The 18,544-nt window shown below is 72.3% G+C and carries 13 protein-coding genes; 12 read left to right on the top strand and 1 reads right to left on the bottom strand.

The window, feature by feature from the left end:
• The first annotated feature begins 925 nt into the window (after positions 1–925).
• The 3 genes from E0F75_RS29500 (at position 926) to E0F75_RS29490 (ending at position 5,678) form a co-directional block, all read left to right on the top strand.
• Positions 926–3,265, top strand: a complete 2,340-nt coding sequence (locus E0F75_RS29500) for a UvrD-helicase domain-containing protein (RefSeq protein WP_229313997.1) — start codon at positions 926–928, stop codon at positions 3,263–3,265.
• A 388-nt stretch (positions 3,266–3,653) separates the two neighbouring features.
• Positions 3,654–5,084 carry an NAD-dependent malic enzyme gene (locus E0F75_RS29495; protein WP_030324467.1) on the top strand — a complete coding sequence of 477 codons (1,431 nt, stop codon included), beginning with the start codon at positions 3,654–3,656 and terminating at the stop codon, positions 5,082–5,084.
• 312 nt (positions 5,085–5,396) lie between these two features.
• Positions 5,397–5,678: an HU family DNA-binding protein gene (locus E0F75_RS29490; protein ID WP_017237029.1), complete on the top strand. Its 282-nt coding sequence runs from the start codon at positions 5,397–5,399 to the stop codon at positions 5,676–5,678.
• Between the two features lie 178 nt (positions 5,679–5,856).
• Here E0F75_RS29490 and murA read toward each other — a convergent pair whose 3' ends face one another.
• Entirely contained in the window at positions 5,857–7,197 is a 1,341-nt protein-coding gene (gene murA, locus E0F75_RS29485) for a UDP-N-acetylglucosamine 1-carboxyvinyltransferase (RefSeq protein ID WP_229313996.1), read from the bottom strand.
• 289 nt (positions 7,198–7,486) lie between these two features.
• Between murA and E0F75_RS29480 the strand changes: the two genes are divergently transcribed.
• The 9 genes from E0F75_RS29480 (at position 7,487) to E0F75_RS29440 (ending at position 18,429) form a co-directional block, all read left to right on the top strand.
• A complete protein-coding gene (locus E0F75_RS29480; RefSeq protein WP_229313995.1) occupies positions 7,487–8,047 on the top strand; it encodes a YqgE/AlgH family protein in 561 nt (186 codons plus the stop codon).
• Positions 8,048–8,077: 30 nt separating this feature from the next.
• Positions 8,078–8,365, top strand: coding sequence for a DUF3039 domain-containing protein (locus E0F75_RS29475; protein WP_015033918.1), 288 nt, complete (start codon positions 8,078–8,080; stop codon positions 8,363–8,365).
• Positions 8,366–8,613: 248 nt separating this feature from the next.
• Positions 8,614–9,957 carry an extracellular solute-binding protein gene (locus E0F75_RS29470; protein ID WP_229313994.1) on the top strand — a complete coding sequence of 448 codons (1,344 nt, stop codon included), beginning with the start codon at positions 8,614–8,616 and terminating at the stop codon, positions 9,955–9,957.
• Between the two features lie 5 nt (positions 9,958–9,962).
• Entirely contained in the window at positions 9,963–10,925 is a 963-nt protein-coding gene (locus E0F75_RS29465; protein WP_229313993.1) for a carbohydrate ABC transporter permease, read from the top strand.
• A complete protein-coding gene (locus E0F75_RS29460; RefSeq protein ID WP_229313992.1) occupies positions 10,922–11,770 on the top strand; it encodes a carbohydrate ABC transporter permease in 849 nt (282 codons plus the stop codon). The genes E0F75_RS29465 and E0F75_RS29460 overlap by 4 nt, the downstream gene beginning before the upstream one ends.
• A gap of 28 nt (positions 11,771–11,798) precedes the next feature.
• Complete coding sequence (locus tag E0F75_RS29455) at positions 11,799–13,487, top strand: beta-N-acetylhexosaminidase (RefSeq protein WP_229314039.1); 1,689 nt, start codon at positions 11,799–11,801, stop codon at positions 13,485–13,487.
• A gap of 225 nt (positions 13,488–13,712) precedes the next feature.
• A complete protein-coding gene (locus tag E0F75_RS29450; RefSeq protein WP_030324484.1) occupies positions 13,713–14,588 on the top strand; it encodes a xanthine dehydrogenase family protein subunit M in 876 nt (291 codons plus the stop codon).
• Positions 14,585–16,108 carry a (2Fe-2S)-binding protein gene (locus E0F75_RS29445; RefSeq protein WP_229313991.1) on the top strand — a complete coding sequence of 508 codons (1,524 nt, stop codon included), beginning with the start codon at positions 14,585–14,587 and terminating at the stop codon, positions 16,106–16,108. The genes E0F75_RS29450 and E0F75_RS29445 overlap by 4 nt, the downstream gene beginning before the upstream one ends.
• Entirely contained in the window at positions 16,105–18,429 is a 2,325-nt protein-coding gene (locus tag E0F75_RS29440) for a xanthine dehydrogenase family protein molybdopterin-binding subunit (protein WP_374115452.1), read from the top strand. Before E0F75_RS29445 ends, E0F75_RS29440 begins: the two co-directional genes overlap by 4 nt.
• The last annotated feature ends 115 nt before the right edge of the window (positions 18,430–18,544 follow it).

The raw sequence follows: 18,544 nt of genomic DNA, 5'->3' as shown, positions 1-18,544 counted from the left end.
GGCTCGTGGCGCGGGCCCCCACCGGGACCTCCGCCTCCACCACGTGCGGGGGCCGACGCCCCCTGCGGCCCGCACCTCTGCCTCCGCGCCCGTGCGGGCCCGCACCTCTGCCTCCGCCCCGTGCGGCCCGCATCTCTGCCTCCGCCCTGTGCGGGCCCGCACCTCTGCCTCCGCCCCGTGCGGCCCGCATCTCTGCCTCCGCCCTGTGCGGGCCCGCGCCTCTGCCTCCGCCCCGTGCGGGCCGCGGCCTCGCCCTCGCCACCCCGCCGTGCGTGCACACGCCGGGCCGCGCGTGCGGGCTGCGCCCGCGCCACCCTCACCCGCCGTGCGGGCACACGCCGCGCCTCGCCTCGCCACCCGCCGTGCGGGCTGTGCCCGCCACCCCGCCCCCCGCCGTGTGGGCAATCGTCCCGCTGGGCGGGACGGGTGGGCACACGGGACGGCGCGCTCGGCGGCGCCTCCGCCCCTTGTGCCTGGACCCGCACCCGACTGTGCACCGCACCTGTGGTGCGGGTTCAGGCCCGGAAGCCTAGGCCCGGCAAAGGGCACCGTTCCGTTGTGCCCACCCGTTCCGCCCCAGCGGAACGACTGCCCACAACGGGGTGGGCGGCGGGCGGGTGGGCTCCGCCTCGGCGGGGACGAGTGCCCACAACGAGGGCGGCGGGCGGGGGCGCCGTCCCGGGACGGTGGGTGCCGCATCGGCGGGGACGGGTGCCCACAACGGGGGCGGCGGGCGGGCACCGCCGCCGCGGGGCCGTTGCCCACGGTTGGGTGTCGCCCCGGTGGGGTGAATGCCCGTAGCGAGGGCGGTCGGGGGGCCGTGTCGGGTGGGTGTCGGGCGGCGTACCGTGATCTCGCCTGACACGGTGCCTTCCGGTGGCGTACGCTCGACGGCTGCCCAGTGCACGTCAGAAGGGGGCCTTAGGTGGCCGCGCAGGAAGCCGTGGACACGGTCAGAGACCGTGAGATCGGTGTCGAGCAGGAACATCTGGATCACGTCTACCGCCGACTGGAGGAGAAGATCCACGAGGCGGAGTTCCTGATGAACGACGCCGCCCAGCGGGGCCAGGTCGGCACGCCCGGCGCGCTCGCCGAGCGCGACGCGCAGGTCTTCCGGGCCGGCATCCACCTCAACCGGCTCAACAACGAGTTCGAGGACTTCCTCTTCGGCCGGATCGATCTGCTGTACGGCAAGGACGGGAAGAAGGGCCCCGACGGGGCCTACACCTCCGTCGAGCCCGCCGAGGACGCCGTACGGCCCGACAACACCGCCGAGATCGGCGAGACCCTCCACATCGGCCGGATCGGCGTCCTCGACTCCGACTACGCGCCGCTGGTCATCGACTGGCGCGCACCCGCCGCCGCGCCCTTCTACCGGTCCACGCCGGTCGATCCGGGCCGGGTCGTACGGCGCAGGGTCATCCGCTCCAAGGGCCGCAAGGTCCTCGGTGTCGAGGACGACCTGATGCGTCCCGAGCTCCGGGCCACCCTGGACGGGCGCGAGCTGCCCGTCATCGGCGACGGCGCCCTGATGGCCGCCCTCGGGCAGGCCCGCAGCCACACCATGCGGGACATCGTGTCCTCCATCCAGGCCGAGCAGGACCTCGTCATCCGCGCGCCCGCCGCCTCCGTCACGTACGTCGAGGGCGGGCCCGGCACCGGCAAGACCGCCGTGGCCCTGCACCGGGCCGCCTACCTGCTCTACCAGGACCGGCGGCGGTACGCGGGCGGCATCCTGATCGTCTCGCCGACCCCGCTCCTCGTCTCGTACACCGAGGGTGTCCTGCCCTCCCTGGGCGAGGAGGGGCAGGTCGCCATCCGCGCGGTCGGCAGCCTTGTCGACGGCGCCGAGGCCACCGCCTACGACGACCCGGCCGTCGCCCGGATCAAGGGCTCCTCCCGGATGCTGCACGTGCTCCGCAAGGCCGCCCGCGGCGCCCTGGAGACCCCGCCGCCCAGGATCCAGCCCGAGCTGGGGGAGGAGGACGCTCCCGTCCCGGCGGGCACGCCGACGCGGCTGCGGGTCGTCGCCTTCGGCCGCCGTCTGGAGCTGGAGGCCGACGACCTGCGGCGCATCCGGCACAACGTCCTCGGCGGCACCGCCCCCGTCAACCTGCTGCGCCCGCGCGCCCGCCGGCTGCTCCTGGACGCGCTGTACGCCAAGTCGGGCGCGGTCGGCCGGCACAGCGACCCCGAGCTCGCCGCCGAACTGCGCTCCTCCTTCGACGAGGACGTGTCGACGGAGGACTCCTTCCTCGGGTTCCTCGACGCCTGGTGGCCCGAACTCACCCCGCGCCGGGTCCTCGACGCGATGGCCGACGAGCGCCGGCTCGGCCGCTGGGCCCGCCGCATCCTCAACCCGGGCGAGGTGCGCCGGCTCGCCCGCTCGCTGCGCCGCACCGAGCTGTCCGTCCACGACGTGGCGCTCCTCGACGAGCTGCACACCCTGGTCGGGACCCCGGCCCGGCCCCGGAGGAAGCGCGAGTACGACCCGCTCGACCAGCTCACGGGCCTTGAGGAGCTCATGCCCGTACGGGAGGAGACCCAGCGCGAGCGGGCCGAACGGCTCGCCGCGGAGCGCACCGAGTACGCGCACGTGATCGTCGACGAGGCGCAGGACCTCACGCCCATGCAGTGGCGGATGGTCGGGCGGCGCGGCCGGCACGCCACCTGGACGGTCGTCGGCGACCCGGCGCAGTCCTCCTGGTCGGACCCGGACGAGGCCGCGGCGGCCCGCGACGAGGCCCTCGGGTCCCGGCCGCGGCGCCGCTTCGAGCTGACCGTGAACTACCGGAACCCGGCCGAGATCGCCGAGCTCGCGGCCAAGGTGCTCGCCCTCGCCATGCCGGGCAAGGAGTCGCCGCGCGCGGTCCGCTCGACGGGCGTCGAGCCCCGTTTCGTACGGGTCGGGGAGACGGCGGGGAAGCCCGATCTGGCTGAAACTGTTCGGTCCGAGGCGCGGCTGCTCCTGGAGCGGGTCGAGGGCACCGTCGGTGTCGTCGTCGCCATGAACCGGCGCCAGGAGGCGGCCCGCTGGCTGGCCGAGCTGGGCGACCGGGTCGTGGCGCTCGGCTCCCTGGAGGCGAAGGGCCTGGAGTACGACGCCACGGTGGTCGTCTCGCCCGCGGAGATCGCGGACGAGTCCCCGGCCGGACTGCGGGTTCTCTACGTGGCCCTGACCCGGGCGACGCAGCAGCTCACGGTGGTCGCGGCGGCGGCGGACATGCCGGACGAGGCGGGGGTCCCGGACCTGCTGAGGGACTGATCCCGCGGAGCGGGCGACGCCGATTTCAGGTCAACCTGCGGCGCTGGAATCACCAACCAGGGTGGTTTGTTAGCCTTGTCGTGGCACCGGCTCGATCCAAGCCCCCGGGCCCAACCTTCGTCCCTCAGAGGGACCACTTGCCGCGAGGCGAGCATGGCGGGTCGGTGCCACTTAGACGTATGTACGAAGTTGAGGTCCCCGTCACCGCTGGTGACGGGGACCTCTTCTGTTTCCCCGGCACTTCTCGTATGGTGGAAACTACTTTCCGAAAACAAAATGACCGCATTACCTGCTACCGGCAGGTAGGTGCGACCATCGGAGGGCGCCGCCGGGCAACCAGCCGGGGCGGCGTAGCAACGAAGCTCAGGGAAAGCAGAGGAACTCGGCCATGGCAACGGCGCCCAGCGTCTCGTACTCGATGACGGTCCGGCTGGAGGTTCCCGCGAGCGGAACCGCGGTCTCCCAGCTCACCACGGCGGTGGAGTCCCACGGCGGATCCGTCACCGGCCTCGACGTGACCGCCTCCGGCCACGAGAAGCTCCGTATCGACGTCACCATCGCCGCGACCTCCACGGCGCACGCCGACGAGATCGTCGAGCAGCTGCGCACCATCGAGGGCGTCGTCCTGGGCAAGGTCTCCGACCGTACGTTCCTGATGCACCTCGGCGGCAAGATCGAGATGGCGTCCAAGCACCCCATCCGCAACCGTGACGACCTCTCCATGATCTACACCCCGGGCGTCGCCCGCGTGTGCATGGCGATCGCCGAGAACCCCGAGGACGCCCGCCGCCTCACCATCAAGCGCAACTCCGTCGCGGTCGTCACCGACGGCTCCGCCGTCCTCGGCCTCGGCAACATCGGCCCGATGGCCTCCCTGCCCGTCATGGAGGGCAAGGCCGCGCTCTTCAAGCGCTTCGCCGGCATCGACGCCTGGCCGATCTGCCTCGACACGCAGGACACCGACGAGATCGTGGCCATCGTCAAGGCCATCGCCCCCGGCTTCGCGGGCATCAACCTCGAGGACATCTCCGCGCCCCGCTGCTTCGAGATCGAGGCCCGGCTGCGCGAGGCCCTCGACATCCCCGTCTTCCACGACGACCAGCACGGCACCGCCATCGTCGTCCTCGCCGCGCTCACCAACGCGCTCCGCGTGGTCAACAAGGGCATCGGCGACGTACGGGTCGTCATGTCCGGTGCCGGCGCCGCCGGTACGGCCATCCTCAAGCTGCTCATCGCCGCGGGCGTCAAGCACGCCGTCGTCGCCGACATCCACGGCGTGGTGCACGCGGGCCGCGAGGACCTCGTCGACGCCGCGCCCGGCACCCCGCTGCGCTGGATCGCCGACAACACCAACCCCGAGGGCGTCACCGGCACCCTCAAGCAGGCCGTGGTCGGCGCGGACGTCTTCATCGGCGTCTCGGCCCCGAATCTGCTGGGCGCGGACGACGTCGCCGCGATGGCGGAGGGCGCGATCGTCTTCGCGCTCGCGAACCCCGACCCGGAGGTCGACCCGGCCGCCGCGCGCCAGACGGCCGCCGTCGTCGCCACCGGCCGCTCGGACTTCCCGAACCAGATCAACAACGTGCTGGTCTTCCCGGGTGTCTTCCGCGGTCTCCTCGACGCCCAGTCCCGTACCGTCAACACGGAGATGATGCTGGCGGCCGCCACGGCCCTCGCCGACGTCGTCACCGAGGACGAGCTGAACCCGAACTACATCATCCCGTCGGTCTTCAACGACAAGGTCGCGGGTGCGGTCGCCGGAGCCGTGCGCAACGCGGCCAAGGCGGCGGCCGGCGGCCCTGCGGCGACCGGGCGCTGACGGCGCGTCGCGATTCGCGGAGGCGTAAACCCGCCTTTAGGGTGGCTTTTCGGCTCCGCATGGTTTTCGCGGAGTCGACAGAACGTCACCACCACGGGGCTCTGGCGCTTTTCGTGTGACCCCAGGGGGTGCCGGATTGGCGTTCCCGCCGCTGGTGGGGGCAGGATGCGTGTTTGGGCGCGAGGGTCTGTCATTAGACCCGGGTCCGGGGACTGTCCGAAGGCCCTGGCAGCATCGGCTTCGCTGTACCCAATCACGCGGCTTCCGCCGCGTGGCACGCCTCACAGGCAAGAAGAACACGGGAGTAACAACATGAACCGCAGTGAGCTGGTGGCCGCCCTGGCCGACCGCGCCGAGGTGACCCGCAAGGACGCCGACGCCGTGCTGGCCGCTCTCGCCGAGACCGTCGGTGAGGTCGTCGCCAAGGGCGACGAGAAGGTCACCATCCCCGGCTTCCTGACCTTCGAGCGCACCCACCGTGCCGCTCGCACCGCTCGTAACCCGCAGACCGGCGACCCGATCAACATCCCGGCCGGCTACAGCGTGAAGGTCTCCGCGGGCTCGAAGCTCAAGGAAGCCGCCAAGGGCAAGTAAGGCCGCCAAGGCCGCGTAAGGCCGCCTGGAGGCACAGAAAGGGCGGCCACCCTGTCAGGGGGTGGCCGCCCTTTCGTTTGCCCGTCAGAGGCCCGTTGACGCGGTCGGACGCCGGGTGCGCGCGCGGGGAGCGGGTCCCCGCGCGCGCGTACGGGCGGTCAGGCGCGCGTACGGCCGGTCAGACCAGCGCGCTGCCCGGGAGCTCGACCTTGGCGCCGAGCTCGACGAGCTTCTCCATGAAGTTCTCGTAGCCGCGGTTGATCAGCTCGATGCCGTGCACCCGGGAGGTGCCCTGCGCCGCGAGCGCCGCGATCAGGTACGAGAAGCCGCCGCGCAGGTCGGGGATGACCAGATCGGCGCCCTGGAGCTTCGTCGGGCCGGACACGACCGCCGAGTGCAGGAAGTTGCGCTGGCCGAAGCGGCAGTCGGAGCCGCCGAGGCACTCGCGGTACAGCTGGATGTGAGCGCCCATCTGGTTGAGCGCGGAGGTGAAGCCGAGCCGCGACTCGTACACCGTCTCGTGGATGATGGAGAGGCCGGAGGCCTGCGTCAGGGCCACGACCAGCGGCTGCTGCCAGTCCGTCTGGAAGCCGGGGTGCACGTCCGTCTCCAGGTGGATCGCGTTGAGCGAGCCGCCCGGGTGCCAGAAGCGGATGCCCTCGTCGTCGATCTCGAAGGCGCCACCCACCTTCCGGTAGGTGTTGAGGAAGGTCATCATCGAGCGCTGCTGGGCACCGCGCACGTAGATGTTGCCCTCGGTCGCCAGCGCAGCGGACGCCCAGGAGGCCGCCTCCAGGCGGTCCGGGAGCGCCCGGTGGGTGTAGCCGTCGAGGCGGTCGACACCGGTGATCCGGATGGTCCGGTCGGTGTCCATGGAGATGATCGCGCCCATCTTCTGCAGCACGCAGATGAGGTCCTCGATCTCGGGCTCCACGGCGGCGTTCGACAGCTCGGTGACGCCCTCGGCGAGTACCGCCGTGAGGAGCACCTGCTCGGTCGAACCGACCGAGGGGTACGGCAGCCGGATCTTGCAACCGCGAAGACGCTGCGGGGCCTCCAGGTACTGCCCGTCGTCCCGCTTCTCGATGGTGGCGCCGAACTGGCGCAGCACGTCGAAGTGGAAGTCGATGGGCCGGCCGCCGATGTCGCAGCCGCCCAGGCCCGGGATGAAGGCGTGGCCGAGGCGGTGCAGCAGCGGGCCGCAGAAGAGGATCGGGATGCGGGACGAGCCGGCGTGGGCATCGATGTCGGCGACGTTCGCCGACTCGACGTGCGTCGGGTCGAGGACGAGCTCACCGGGCTCCTCGCCCGGACGGACCGTCACGCCGTGCAGCTGGAGCAGCCCGCGGACCACCCGGACGTCACGGATGTCGGGCACATTGCGCAGGCGGCTGGGGCCGCTGCCGAGCAGGGCGGCGACCATCGCCTTGGGCACGAGGTTCTTCGCGCCGCGGACGCGGATCTCGCCCTCCAGCGGGGTTCCGCCGTGGACAAGCAGGACATCGTCTGTGCCGGTCATGAATCTCGCGTTCCGGAGTGGGTCGGTCGGGTGGCCAGTGAAAAGGGTAAGGGGCCATGAGACCTCTGTTGGGTGCCTCGGGGGGCCTGTCAGATGTAATGAATTCGGCACAACACCCTCTGTTCTCATGATCTTGCGGAGCGTTACCGTCCGCTTGTGCCGCCCGGGCGCCGTCACGGGCCCGCCCCGTCCCCTCTGAACTGCGACGGTCGGCGAGTTCCGGACATCGCGCCCCTCGGTACCGTCCGAGACCCCCCGCGAACGCCGAAGATGCGGGATCATGTGTCGCATGACCGAGGTGTCCTCGCTCACAGGACGGCTGCTCGTCGCCACCCCCGCCCTCGCGGACCCGAATTTCGACCGCGCGGTGGTGCTGTTGCTCGACCACGACGACGAGGGCTCCCTCGGTGTGGTCCTCAACCGGCCGACGCCGGTGACCGTCGGCGACATCCTCGCCCCCTGGGCCGGCCTCGCCGGCGAACCCGGGGTGGTCTTCCAGGGCGGCCCGGTCTCCCTCGACGCCGCGCTCGGCGTCGCCGTGATCCCCGGTGACGAGGGGCCCCTCGGTTGGCGGCGGGTGCACGGGGCGATCGGCCTGGTCGACCTGGAGACCCCGCCCGAGCTGCTCGGACCGGCCCTCGGCTCGCTGCGGATCTTCGCCGGGTACGCGGGCTGGGGCCCCGGCCAGCTGGAGACCGAGCTCGGCGACGGGGCCTGGTACGTGGTCGAGTCGGAGCCCGGCGACGTCTCCTCGCCCCGGCCCGAGACGCTCTGGCGGCAGGTGCTCCGGCGGCAGCGCGGCGAGCTCGCGATGATCGCGACGTACCCGGACGATCCCTCCCTCAACTGAGGGCCCCGACTTTCAGTACCCTTGGCCCTTATGAGCACTCTCGAGCCCGAGCGCGGGGCAGGTACGGGAACCCTCGTCGAGCCGACGCCGCAGGTGTCCCACGGTGACGGCGACCACGAGCGCTACGCCCATTACGTCCAGAAGGACAAGATCATGGCGAGCGCCCTCGACGGCACGCCCGTCGTGGCGCTGTGCGGAAAGGTCTGGGTGCCGGGGCGCGACCCCAAGAAGTACCCGGTCTGTCCGATGTGCAAGGAGATCTACGACTCCATGGGCGCCGGCGGTGGCGACAAGGACAAGGGCGGCAAGGACAAGTAGAGGTGTCCTGACGTCCCGGAATGTCGGGGACGGCCCCCGTCACGCGTACTTCGGTACGGGTGACGGGGGCCGTTTCGTTCTCCGGTGCGCGGAGCCGTTGCGCAGGGTGCGTCCGCCGGTCACGGAGTGGTTGAGGTGGTCGAGACCTCTTGTCGGGCCACCGGAGGCGCGCCTAACCTCACGCGTGTTGTGCAGAACGAAACGCGCATTGCGCATGTTGCAACGCACGCATCCGGAGGGGATCCGTCATGAAGCTTTCTGCCCTCCCCCGAACTCTCGGCTTCGCTCGAGCAGGGGGGACCCCCATCGCCGCCACGGCGGCCGCAGTTCTGCTGGCCGGCCTGACCGCCACGGCCTGCGCGCCCCAGACGTCCGACGGCAAGGCCACGACGGACGAGAAGACCGGCACCCTGCGGGTCTGGCTCTTCCAGGAGGTGAGCAACAAGCCCAAGGAGCAGGTCGTCGCACAGGCCGTCGCCGCCTTCGAGAAGCAGCACCAGGGCGCGAAGGTCGAGGTCGAGTACATACCCGTCGAGACCCGCGCCCAGCGCGTCAAGGCCGCCTTCAACGACCCCGAGTCGGCCCCCGACCTCATCGAGTACGGCAACACCGACACCGCCGGATACGTCAAGGACGGCGGACTCGCCGACATCAGCACCGAGTTCGGCGCCTGGGACGAGGCCAAGGACACCGACCCCACCGCCAAGCAGTCCGTCACCGTCGGCGGAAAGGTCTACGGCGCCCCGCTGTTCGTCGGCGTCCGCGCCCTGTACTACCGCACCGACGTGTTCGGGGAACTCGGCCTCACCGCCCCCAAGAGCCAGGCCGAACTCGTCTCCACCGCCAAGAAGATCCGCAAGGCCAAGCCCGAGCTGTACGGCATCGCCGTCGGAGGCGCGTACACCTACGGGGCCATGCCCTTCGTCTGGGCGGCCGGCGGCGAACTCGCCACCGCGAACGGCGACGCGTACAAGGCCGCCGTCAACAGCGAGGCCGCCGTCAAGGGCATCAGCACCTACACCTCGCTCTTCGGCGACGACAACTGCCCCGCCGCCAAGTGCGCCCAGATGGGCGGCAACGCCACCGTCACCGCCTTCGCCTCGGGCAAGGCCGCCATGGCCATCGGCGGCGACTTCAGCCACGCCGCCGTCGAGGCCGGCACCGTGAAGGGCAAGTACGCCGTCGTCCCGCTGCCCGGCACCACCCCCGGCTCCATCGCCCCGGCCTTCGCGGGCGGCAACAACATCGGCGTCCTCAAGAGCACCTCCCACCGCAGCCTCGCCGTCGACCTCCTCAAGTCCCTCACCGGCAAGGAGACCCAGGGCAGGCTCTTCGACGCGATGGGCTTCCTCCCCACGTACACCGACGTCCGGACCGCCGCCGCCCAGCGGCAGCCCTTCGTGAAGCCGTTCATCGACACCCTCGGCGCCGGCACCAGGTTCGTCCCGGCGTCCCCCGGCTGGGGTCAGATCGACGCCTCCCTCGTCCTGCCCACGATGTTCCAGGAGGTCGTCAGCGGCCGTAAGGACGTCAAGGCGGCGGCCGACGACGCGGCGAAGAAGATGGACGCGGCCTTCGCGCCGGCGGGCTGAGCCGCATGACGACCCAGCTCACCGTCACCGAGAAGCGGCCGGGTGCGACCAGGCCCCCGGCCCCCCGGCCGGCCCGGCGCGGCGGCCCCAGGGGCCACCGCCCCTGGACCCCCTGGCTGTACCTGCTGCCCGCCCTCGCCGTCCTCGGCGGACTCCTCGTCTACCCCGTCTACCAGCTCGGCCTGATCTCCTTCCTGGAGTACACCCAGGCCCAGGTCAGCGGCGGCGAACCCACCTCGTTCAAGGGCTTCGGCAACTACACGACCCTCTTCGCCGACCCCCGGTTCCGGCAGGTCCTCCTCGCCACCGTCCTCTTCGCCGCCGCCTGCGTCGTCACCACGCTCGCCGTCGGCTGCGCCCTCGCCGTACTCCTCACGCGCGTGCGTGCCCTGCCGCGGTTCGTCCTGATGATGGCCGCGCTCGGCGCCTGGGCCACGCCCGCGATCACCGGCTCCACGGTCTGGGTCTTCCTCTTCGACCCCGACTTCGGCCCCGTCAACAAGCTGCTCGGGCTTGGCGACTTCTCCTGGACGTACGGGCGGTACAGCGCCTTCGCCCTCGTCCTCCTCGAAGTCGTCTGGTGTTCCTTCCCGTTCGTGATGGTCACCGTCTACGCCGGCATCAAGGCCATCCCGTCCGAGGTCCTGGAGGCCGCCGCCCTCGACGGCGCCTCGCAGTGGCGGATCTGGCGCTCGGTCATGGCGCCGGTGCTCCGGCCGATCCTGGTCGTCGTCACGATCCAGTCGATCATCTGGGACTTCAAGGTCTTCACCCAGATCTACGTGATGACGAACGGCGGCGGCATCGCCGGCCAGAACCTCGTCCTCAACGTGTACGCCTACCAGAAGGCCTTCGCCTCGTCCCAGTACAGCCTGGGCTCGGCGATCGGCGTCGTCATGCTGCTGATCCTGCTGGCCGTGACGCTCGTCTACCTGCGCCTGCTGCGACGTCAGGGAGAAGAACTGTGAGCGCCACGTCCGTTCTCCGCGTCCGCCGCCCCGGACGCCTCGCCGCCGAGGCCGTCACCCTGCTCGTCGCGGCCGCCGTCGCCTTCCCGCTGTACTGGATGGTCCTGTCGGCCTTCAAGCCGGCCGGTGAGATCCAGTCCACCGAGCCGAGGCCGTGGACGCTCTCCCCGTCGCTCGACTCGTTCCGGCGCGTCTTCGAACAGCAGGAGTTCGGCCGCTACTTCCTGAACTCGCTGATCGTGGCGGGCACGGTCGTCCTCGCCTCCGCGCTGATCGCCTTCCTCGCGGCGACGGCCGTCACCCGGTTCCGCTTCAGGTTCCGGACGACGCTCCTGATCATGTTCCTGGTCGCCCAGATGGTGCCGGTGGAGGCCCTCACCATCCCGCTCTTCTTCCTCATGCGGGACGCCGGCCAGCTCAACACCCTCGGCTCGCTGATCCTGCCGCACATCGCCTTCTCGCTGCCGTTCGCGATCTGGATGCTGCGCGGCTTCGTCAAGGCGGTACCGGAGGCCCTGGAGGAGCAGGCCCAGATCGACGGGGCGAGCCGGACCCGGTTCCTGTGGCAGATCCTCTTCCCGCTGGTCTTCCCCGGCCTCGTCGCCACCAGCGTCTTCTCGTTCATCTCCACCTGGAACGACTTCCTCTTCGCCAAGTCGTTCATCATCAGCGACACCTCGCAGTCGACGCTGCCCATGGCCCTGCTCGTCTTCTTCAAGCCCGACGAGAACGACTGGGGAGGCATCATGGCCGGCTCGACCGTGATGACCGTTCCGGTGCTCGTCTTCTTCGTACTCGTACAGCGCCGCCTGGTCTCGGGACTGGGCGGGGCGGTGAAGGACTGACGCGATGACCGCCGACCGGACCGACGCGATGACCACCGATCGCTCTGACGCGACGACCACCGACCCGTACCCCGGCACGGACCTGATCCCGGCGCCGCTCCTCCAAGAGGTGCGCGGGGACTCCCCGGGCCACTTCTCGCTCGACGAGCGGACCACCCTCGACGCCGGACCCGGCACCGGGTCCACGGCCCGCTGGCTGCGCACCGTCCTCGGCGCCGCCACCGGCCTGCCGTTCGCCGACGGCACCGGCCCGCACGCGATCCGGCTGCGCGTCAGCGAGGACGTGGAGCGGGAGCACGGCCCCGAGGGCTACCGCCTCACCACGGAGAACCCCGACGCCGCCGTCGTCGTCGAGGGCGGCGGCCCCGCCGGGGTGTTCTGGGGCGCCCAGACCCTCCGTCAGCTGCTCGGCCCGGAGGCGTACCGCAGGGCGCCCGTGGCCGGCGGGGCCGGGGACCTCCCGTACGTGACGGTCGAGGACCGGCCCCGCTTCGGCTGGCGCGGCCTCATGCTCGACGTCTCCCGGCACTTCATGCCCAAGGACGACGTCCTGCGCTACCTCGACCTGCTCGCCGCCCACAAGCTCAACGTCTTCCACTTCCACCTCACCGACGACCAGGGCTGGCGCATCGAGATCAAGCGCCACCCCCGGCTCACCGGGGTCGGCTCCTGGCGGGCCCGCAGCAAGTGGGGCCACCGCGCCTCGCCCCTCTGGGACGACACCCCGCACGGCGGGTTCTACACCCAGGACGACATCCGCGAGATCGTCGCGTACGCCGCCGAGCGGCACATCACCGTCGTCCCCGAGATCGACCTCCCCGGACACTCGCAGGCCGCCATCGCCGCGTACCCCGAACTCGGCAACACCGACGTCGTCGACACCGCCGCCCTCACCGTCTGGGACACCTGGGGCGTCAACCCCAACGTCCTCGCCCCCACCGAAGCCGTCCTGCGCTTCTACGAGGGCGTCTTCGAGGAGGTCCTCGACCTCTTCCCGGCGGCCACGTCACCCTTCGTCCACGTCGGCGGCGACGAGTGCCCCAAGGACCAGTGGAAGGCCTCCCCGGCCGCCCAGGCCCGCATCAGGGAACTCGGGCTCGCCGACGAGGACGAGCTCCAGTCCTGGTTCATCCGCCACTTCGACCGCTGGCTCGCCGCCCGCGGCCGACGGCTCATCGGCTGGGACGAGATCCTGGAGGGCGGCCTCGCCGACGGCGCGGCCGTGTCGTCCTGGCGGGGATACGGGGGCGGGATCGCCGCCGCCGAGGCCGGCCACGACGTCGTCATGTGCCCCGAGCAGCAGGTGTACCTGGACCACCGTCAGGCGCCGGGCGAGGAGGAACCGATGCCCATCGGGTACGTCCGCACCCTGGAGGACGTCTACCGCTTCGAGCCCGTCCCGCCGGGCCTCTCGCCGGAGGCCGCCGCCCACATCCTGGGAACCCAGGCCAACGTCTGGACCGAGGTGATGGAGAACCGGTCCCGCGTCGACTACCAGGTCTTCCCGCGCCTCGCCGCCTTCGCCGAGGTCGCCTGGTCCGCCCTGCCCGCGCCGGAGGCGCGCGACTACCCGGCCTTCGCACGCCGGATGCACACCCACTACACGCGCCTGGACGCCCTCGGCGTGGACTACCGCCCGCCCGCCGGACCCCACCCCCGACAGCAGCGCCCCGGAGTCGTGGGACGACCTCGGGAAGGCACGCCCCCGATCGTGTGAGGGACCCGACATCTCCCTTCACCCAAGAGCGGCGAAACGGAAGTTACCGTCACTCGTGGGGGCGTCCGGGACGGAACAGTCCTTCACGGGCCCTCGCGCCGGACCGCTCGGAAGATGTGCCAGAGTTGCCACGTCCGGCCTGTGAGCACGTACGGTACGCCCACACGCAGGCGCGACCGCCGGGCACATTCGGGGACCACCGGGACACCGGGAAGGGGCAGCGGGTTGACCACGCACGCACCACAGACGGCGCAGTCCGTGACGCTGCCCGCCTCGCTCGACGAGGCCGTGGCAGCGCTCACGGCCATGCCGGCCGCCGTCCCCGTCGCCGGTGGCACCGACCTGATGGCAGCCGTCAACAAGGGGCAGCTCCGCCCCGCCGGACTGGTCGGTCTGAGCCGCATCAACGAGATCCGCGGCTGGCAGTACCAGGACGGCCACGCACTGCTCGGCGCGGGCCTCACCCACGCGCGCATGGGCCGCCCCGACTTCGCCGCCCTCATCCCCGCCCTCGCCGCCGCCTCCCGCGCCGCCGGACCGCCCCAGATCCGCAACGCGGGCACCCTCGGCGGCAACGTCGTCACCGCCGCGCCCACCGGCGACTCGCTGCCCGTCCTCGCCGCCCTGGAGGCCGACCTGGTCGTCCTCGGACCGCTCGGCAGCCGCGAGATCCCCGTCTCCCACCTGCTCGCCGGCCGCGACCTGCTGGCCCCCGGCGAACTCGTCGCCTTCGTCCGCGTCCCCCTGCTCCACGCCCCGCAGGTCTTCGTCAAGGCCACCGGCCGGACCGGACCGGCCCGTGCCACCGCCTCCGTCGCCGTCGTCCTCGACCCGGCCAGGCGCGGGGTGCGCTGCGCGGTCGGCGCCGTCGCGCCGATGCCGCTGCGCCCGCTGGAGGCCGAGCGCTGGATCGCCTCGCTGGTGGACTGGGACAACGACCGGGGGCTCGCCCCCGAGGCGCTCGCGGCCTTCGGCGAGTACGTCGCCGCCGCCTGCATCCCGGACCCGCCGGGCGACGAAGTGTTGCCCCCGGCCGTACTGCACCTGCGGCGCACCGTCGCCGCACTCGCCCGACGGGCACTGGGGAGGGCACTGTCGTGAGCAACGAACAGCAGCGTCAGCAGCAGGATTCCGGCGGCTGGGAGCCGATCCCGCAGAGCGAGGGGTACGACGGCGACGCCACCGCGTTCGTCCAGCTGCCGCCCGACTTCATGCTCGACGGCGTCCCCCTGGAGGCGCCCGGCCACGGCTACGTACCGCCGATGATCACCCCGCTGCAGCCGCTCACCCCGGCCGTGACCGACCCGTCGGCGACGGGTGCCTGGAACGTCCACCTGCCGACGCAGGCGGAGCAGACGCAGTACTTCGACGGGACGGAGTACGCGGAGCAGGGCGGCTACGGCGAGCAGGGCGGGTACGCCGGGCAGCGCGGGTACGCCGCTGAGCAGGCCGGGTATGCGGCCGGCCAGGCAGGGCACGCCGGGCGCACGGAGTACGCCGAGCATTTCGATCAGGACCCGCACGCGACGTCCGAGTGGCGCTTCACGGAGATGACGGAGACGACGGCGTCCGCCGCCTCTGGCACCACGGGCCAGTGGGAGATTCCGGTCGTACCGGACATGTCCGAGGTGGCCGAAGAGGCGGGTTCCGCCGAGGAGTCGGGCGACTTCGGCGCCTCGGCCGTCCGGCCGTACGCGGAGGCCCCGGCGACCCTGCCGGGCGGCGCCCCGGCCCCGTGGGCACTGCCGGAGGAGCCGGCCGCCGAACCGGTCGTGGAACGGATCGCGGAAGCGGTCGCGGAGGCTGCGGCGGACACCGCCGGCACCGGCGCCGCGGCGGAAGCCGGGGAGGAGCGGGGCGCGAGCCCGGCGAGCGGGACGGCGGAGCCGTCGGAGGCGCGGGAGACGGACGGTGAGCCGGACACGGCCGACGCGTCCGACCCCTCCGACGCGTCCGGCCGGGCGCCGGAGGCGGACATCGCCCCCGAGCCCGCTGCGGCGAACCCCGCCGCGCCTGCCGCGCCCGACGCGAGCCTCGCCGCCTCCACCGACAGCGACGAGCACCCCCACACCTCGTACACCCTCCGGGTCAACGGCGCCGACCGCCCCGTCACCGGCTCCTGGATCGGCGAGTCGCTGCTCTACGTCCTGCGTGAGCGCCTCGGCCTCGCCGGGGCGAAGGACGGCTGCTCGCAGGGCGAGTGCGGTGCGTGCAACGTGCAGGTCGACGGCCGGCTCGTCGCCTCCTGCCTGGTCCCCGCGGCGACCGCCGCCGGGAGCGAGGTGCGGACGGTCGAGGGCCTCGCGGTCGACGGAGAGCCCTCGGACGTACAGCGGGCCATGGCCAAGTGCGGCACCGTCCAGTGCGGCTTCTGCATCCCCGGCATGTGCATGACCGTGCATGACCTCCTTGCGGGCAACCACGCCCCCACCGAACTCGAGACCCGCCAGGCGCTCGCGGGCAACCTGTGCCGCTGTTCCGGCTACCGGGGCGTCCTCGACGCCGTACGGGACGTCGTGTCCGAGCGCGAGGCGAGCGCCGCGGCCACCGCGTCCGAGGCCGCCGAAGAGCCCCGGGTCCCGCACCAGATTCCCCACCCGCACGACGGAGGCATGGCGTGAGCGACGCGATCACCGCCGTTCCCACGATCCCGGTCCTCGACACCCCCGGGGCCCTGGGTCAGGAGCCGGCCGCGCACGGCCTCGGCACCTCGCTCCCGCAGGCCGAGGCGAGGGCGAAGACCGAGGGCACCTTCCCGTACGCCTCCGACCTGTGGGCCGAGGGGCTGCTCTGGGCCGCGATCCTGCGCTCCCCGCACCCGCACGCGCGCATCGTCTCCGTCGACACGAGCGCCGCCACCGCCATGGCGGGCGTACGGGCCGTGGTGACGGCCGCGGACGTGCCGGGCGCGGCGACGTACGGCCGACGGGTCGCCGACCGGCCGGTGTTCGCCGCCGACCTGGTCCGGCACCACGGCGAGGCGATCGCCGCAGTCGCCGCCGACCACCCCGACACGGCCCGGCTCGCGGCCGCCGCGATCGCCGTCGAGTACGAGGTGCTCGACCCGGTGACGGACCCGGAGAAGGCGTTCGCGGCCGAGGCGCTGCACCCCGACGGGAACCTGATCCGGCACATCCCGCTGCGCTTCGGCGACCCGGACGTGACGGGCGAGATCGTCGTCGAGGGCCTGTACCGGATCGGGCGCCAGGACCCGGCGCCGATCGGCGCCGAGGCGGGCCTGGCCGTACCGCGCCCGGACGGCGGGGTGGAGCTCTACACCGCCTCGACCGACCCGCACACCGACCGGGACCTGGCCGCCGCCTGCTTCGGCCTTCCGCCGGAGCAGGTCAAGCTGGTGGTGACCGGCGTACCCGGCGCCACGGGCGACCGCGAGGACCCGGGGTTCCAGATCCCGCTGGGCCTGCTGGCGCTGCGCACCGGCTGCCCGGTCAAGCTCACCGCCACGCGCGAGGAGTCCTTCCTCGGCCACGCCCACCGGCACCCCGCCCTGCTGCGCTACCGGCACCACGCGGACGCGGAGGGACGCCTGGTGAAGGTGGAGGCGCAGATCCTGCTCGACGCGGGCGCGTACGCCGACTCCTCGTCGGAGTCGCTCGCGGCGGCCGTGGCCTTCGCCTGCGGCCCGTACGTCGTCCCGCACGCCTTCGTCGAGGGCTGGGCGGTCCGTACGAACAACCCGCCGTCCGGCCATGTGCGGGGCGAGGGCGCGATGCAGGTGTGCGCGGCGTACGAGGCGCAGATGGACAAACTCGCGGCGAAACTGGGCGTGGACCCGGCGGAGCTGCGCATGCGGAACGTGATGTCGACCGGCGACATCCTGCCGACGGGCCAGACGGTGACCTGCCCGGCCCCGGTGGCCGAACTCCTCGCCGCGGTACGCGACTTCCCGCTCCCTCCGCTCCCCAAGGACACCCCGGAGGGCGAGTGGCTGCTGCCCGGCGGCCCCGAGGGCGCGGGCGAACCGGGCGCGGTGCGGCGGGGCGTGGGCTACGCGCTGGGCATGGTGCACATGCTGGGCGCCGAGGGCACGGACGAGGTCTCGACGGCCACCGTGCGGGTCCAGGACGGCGTGGCGACGGTCATCTGCTCGGCCGTGGACACCGGTTCGGGCTTCTCGACGCTCGCCCGCCAGATCGTGCAGGACACGCTCGGCATCGACGAGGTCCACGTGGCTCCGGTCGACACCGACCAGCCGCCGGCGGGACCCGCGGCCCACGGCCGCCACACCTGGGTCTCCGGCGGGGCGGTGGAGCGGGCCGCGAAGATGGTCCGTACGCAGCTTCTCCAGCCGCTGGCCCACCAGTTCGGCATGTCGACGGAGCTCCTCCAGATCACCGACGGCAAGATCACCTCGTACGACGGGGTGCTCTCGACGACCGTCACGGAGGCGATGGACGGCAAGGAGCTCTGGGCCACCGCCCAGTGCCGCCCGCACCCGACGGAGCCGCTGGACGAGGCGGGCCAGGGCGACGCGTTCGTCGGCCTCGCGTTCTGCGCGATCCGCGCGGTGGTCGACGTGGACATCGAACTCGGTGCCGTACGCGTCGTGGAGATGGCCGTCGCCCAGGACGTCGGCCGCGTCCTCAACCCGGCCCAGCTCGCCACTCGCATCGAGGCGGGCGTCACCCAGGGCGTCGGCGCGGCCCTCACGGAGAACCTCCGCACCGCCCGGGGCCTGGTCCGGCACCCCGACTTCACCGGCTACGCACTCCCGACATCCCTGGACGCCCCGGACATTCGCATCGTGAAACTCGTCGAAGAGCGAGACGTCGTCGCGCCGTTCGGCGCGAAGGCGGCGAGCGCGATCCCGGTCGTCACCTCACCCGCCGCAGTGGCCTCAGCGGTACGCGCGGCGACGGGCCGCCCGGTCAACCGCCTCCCGATCCGCCCTCAGGCAGCGGTGGCCGTACCCAATTCGTAACCCTGTGATGTCCGTTGCTTGTGCAACCCGGAGGTGCGCACTGTCGTCGTTCCTGACTACAGTGGACTTCTGGACTCTGCAGGGTGCGGACGGTAGTTCGACGGGGGAGGGACGC

Source organism: Streptomyces sp. CB02980 (assembly GCF_014451325.2).
In the GTDB taxonomy this organism is placed as follows: Bacteria; Actinomycetota; Actinomycetes; order Streptomycetales; family Streptomycetaceae; genus Streptomyces.
Note: the sequence above shows the minus strand (reverse complement) of the source record. Positions and strands in the feature narration are given on the sequence as shown.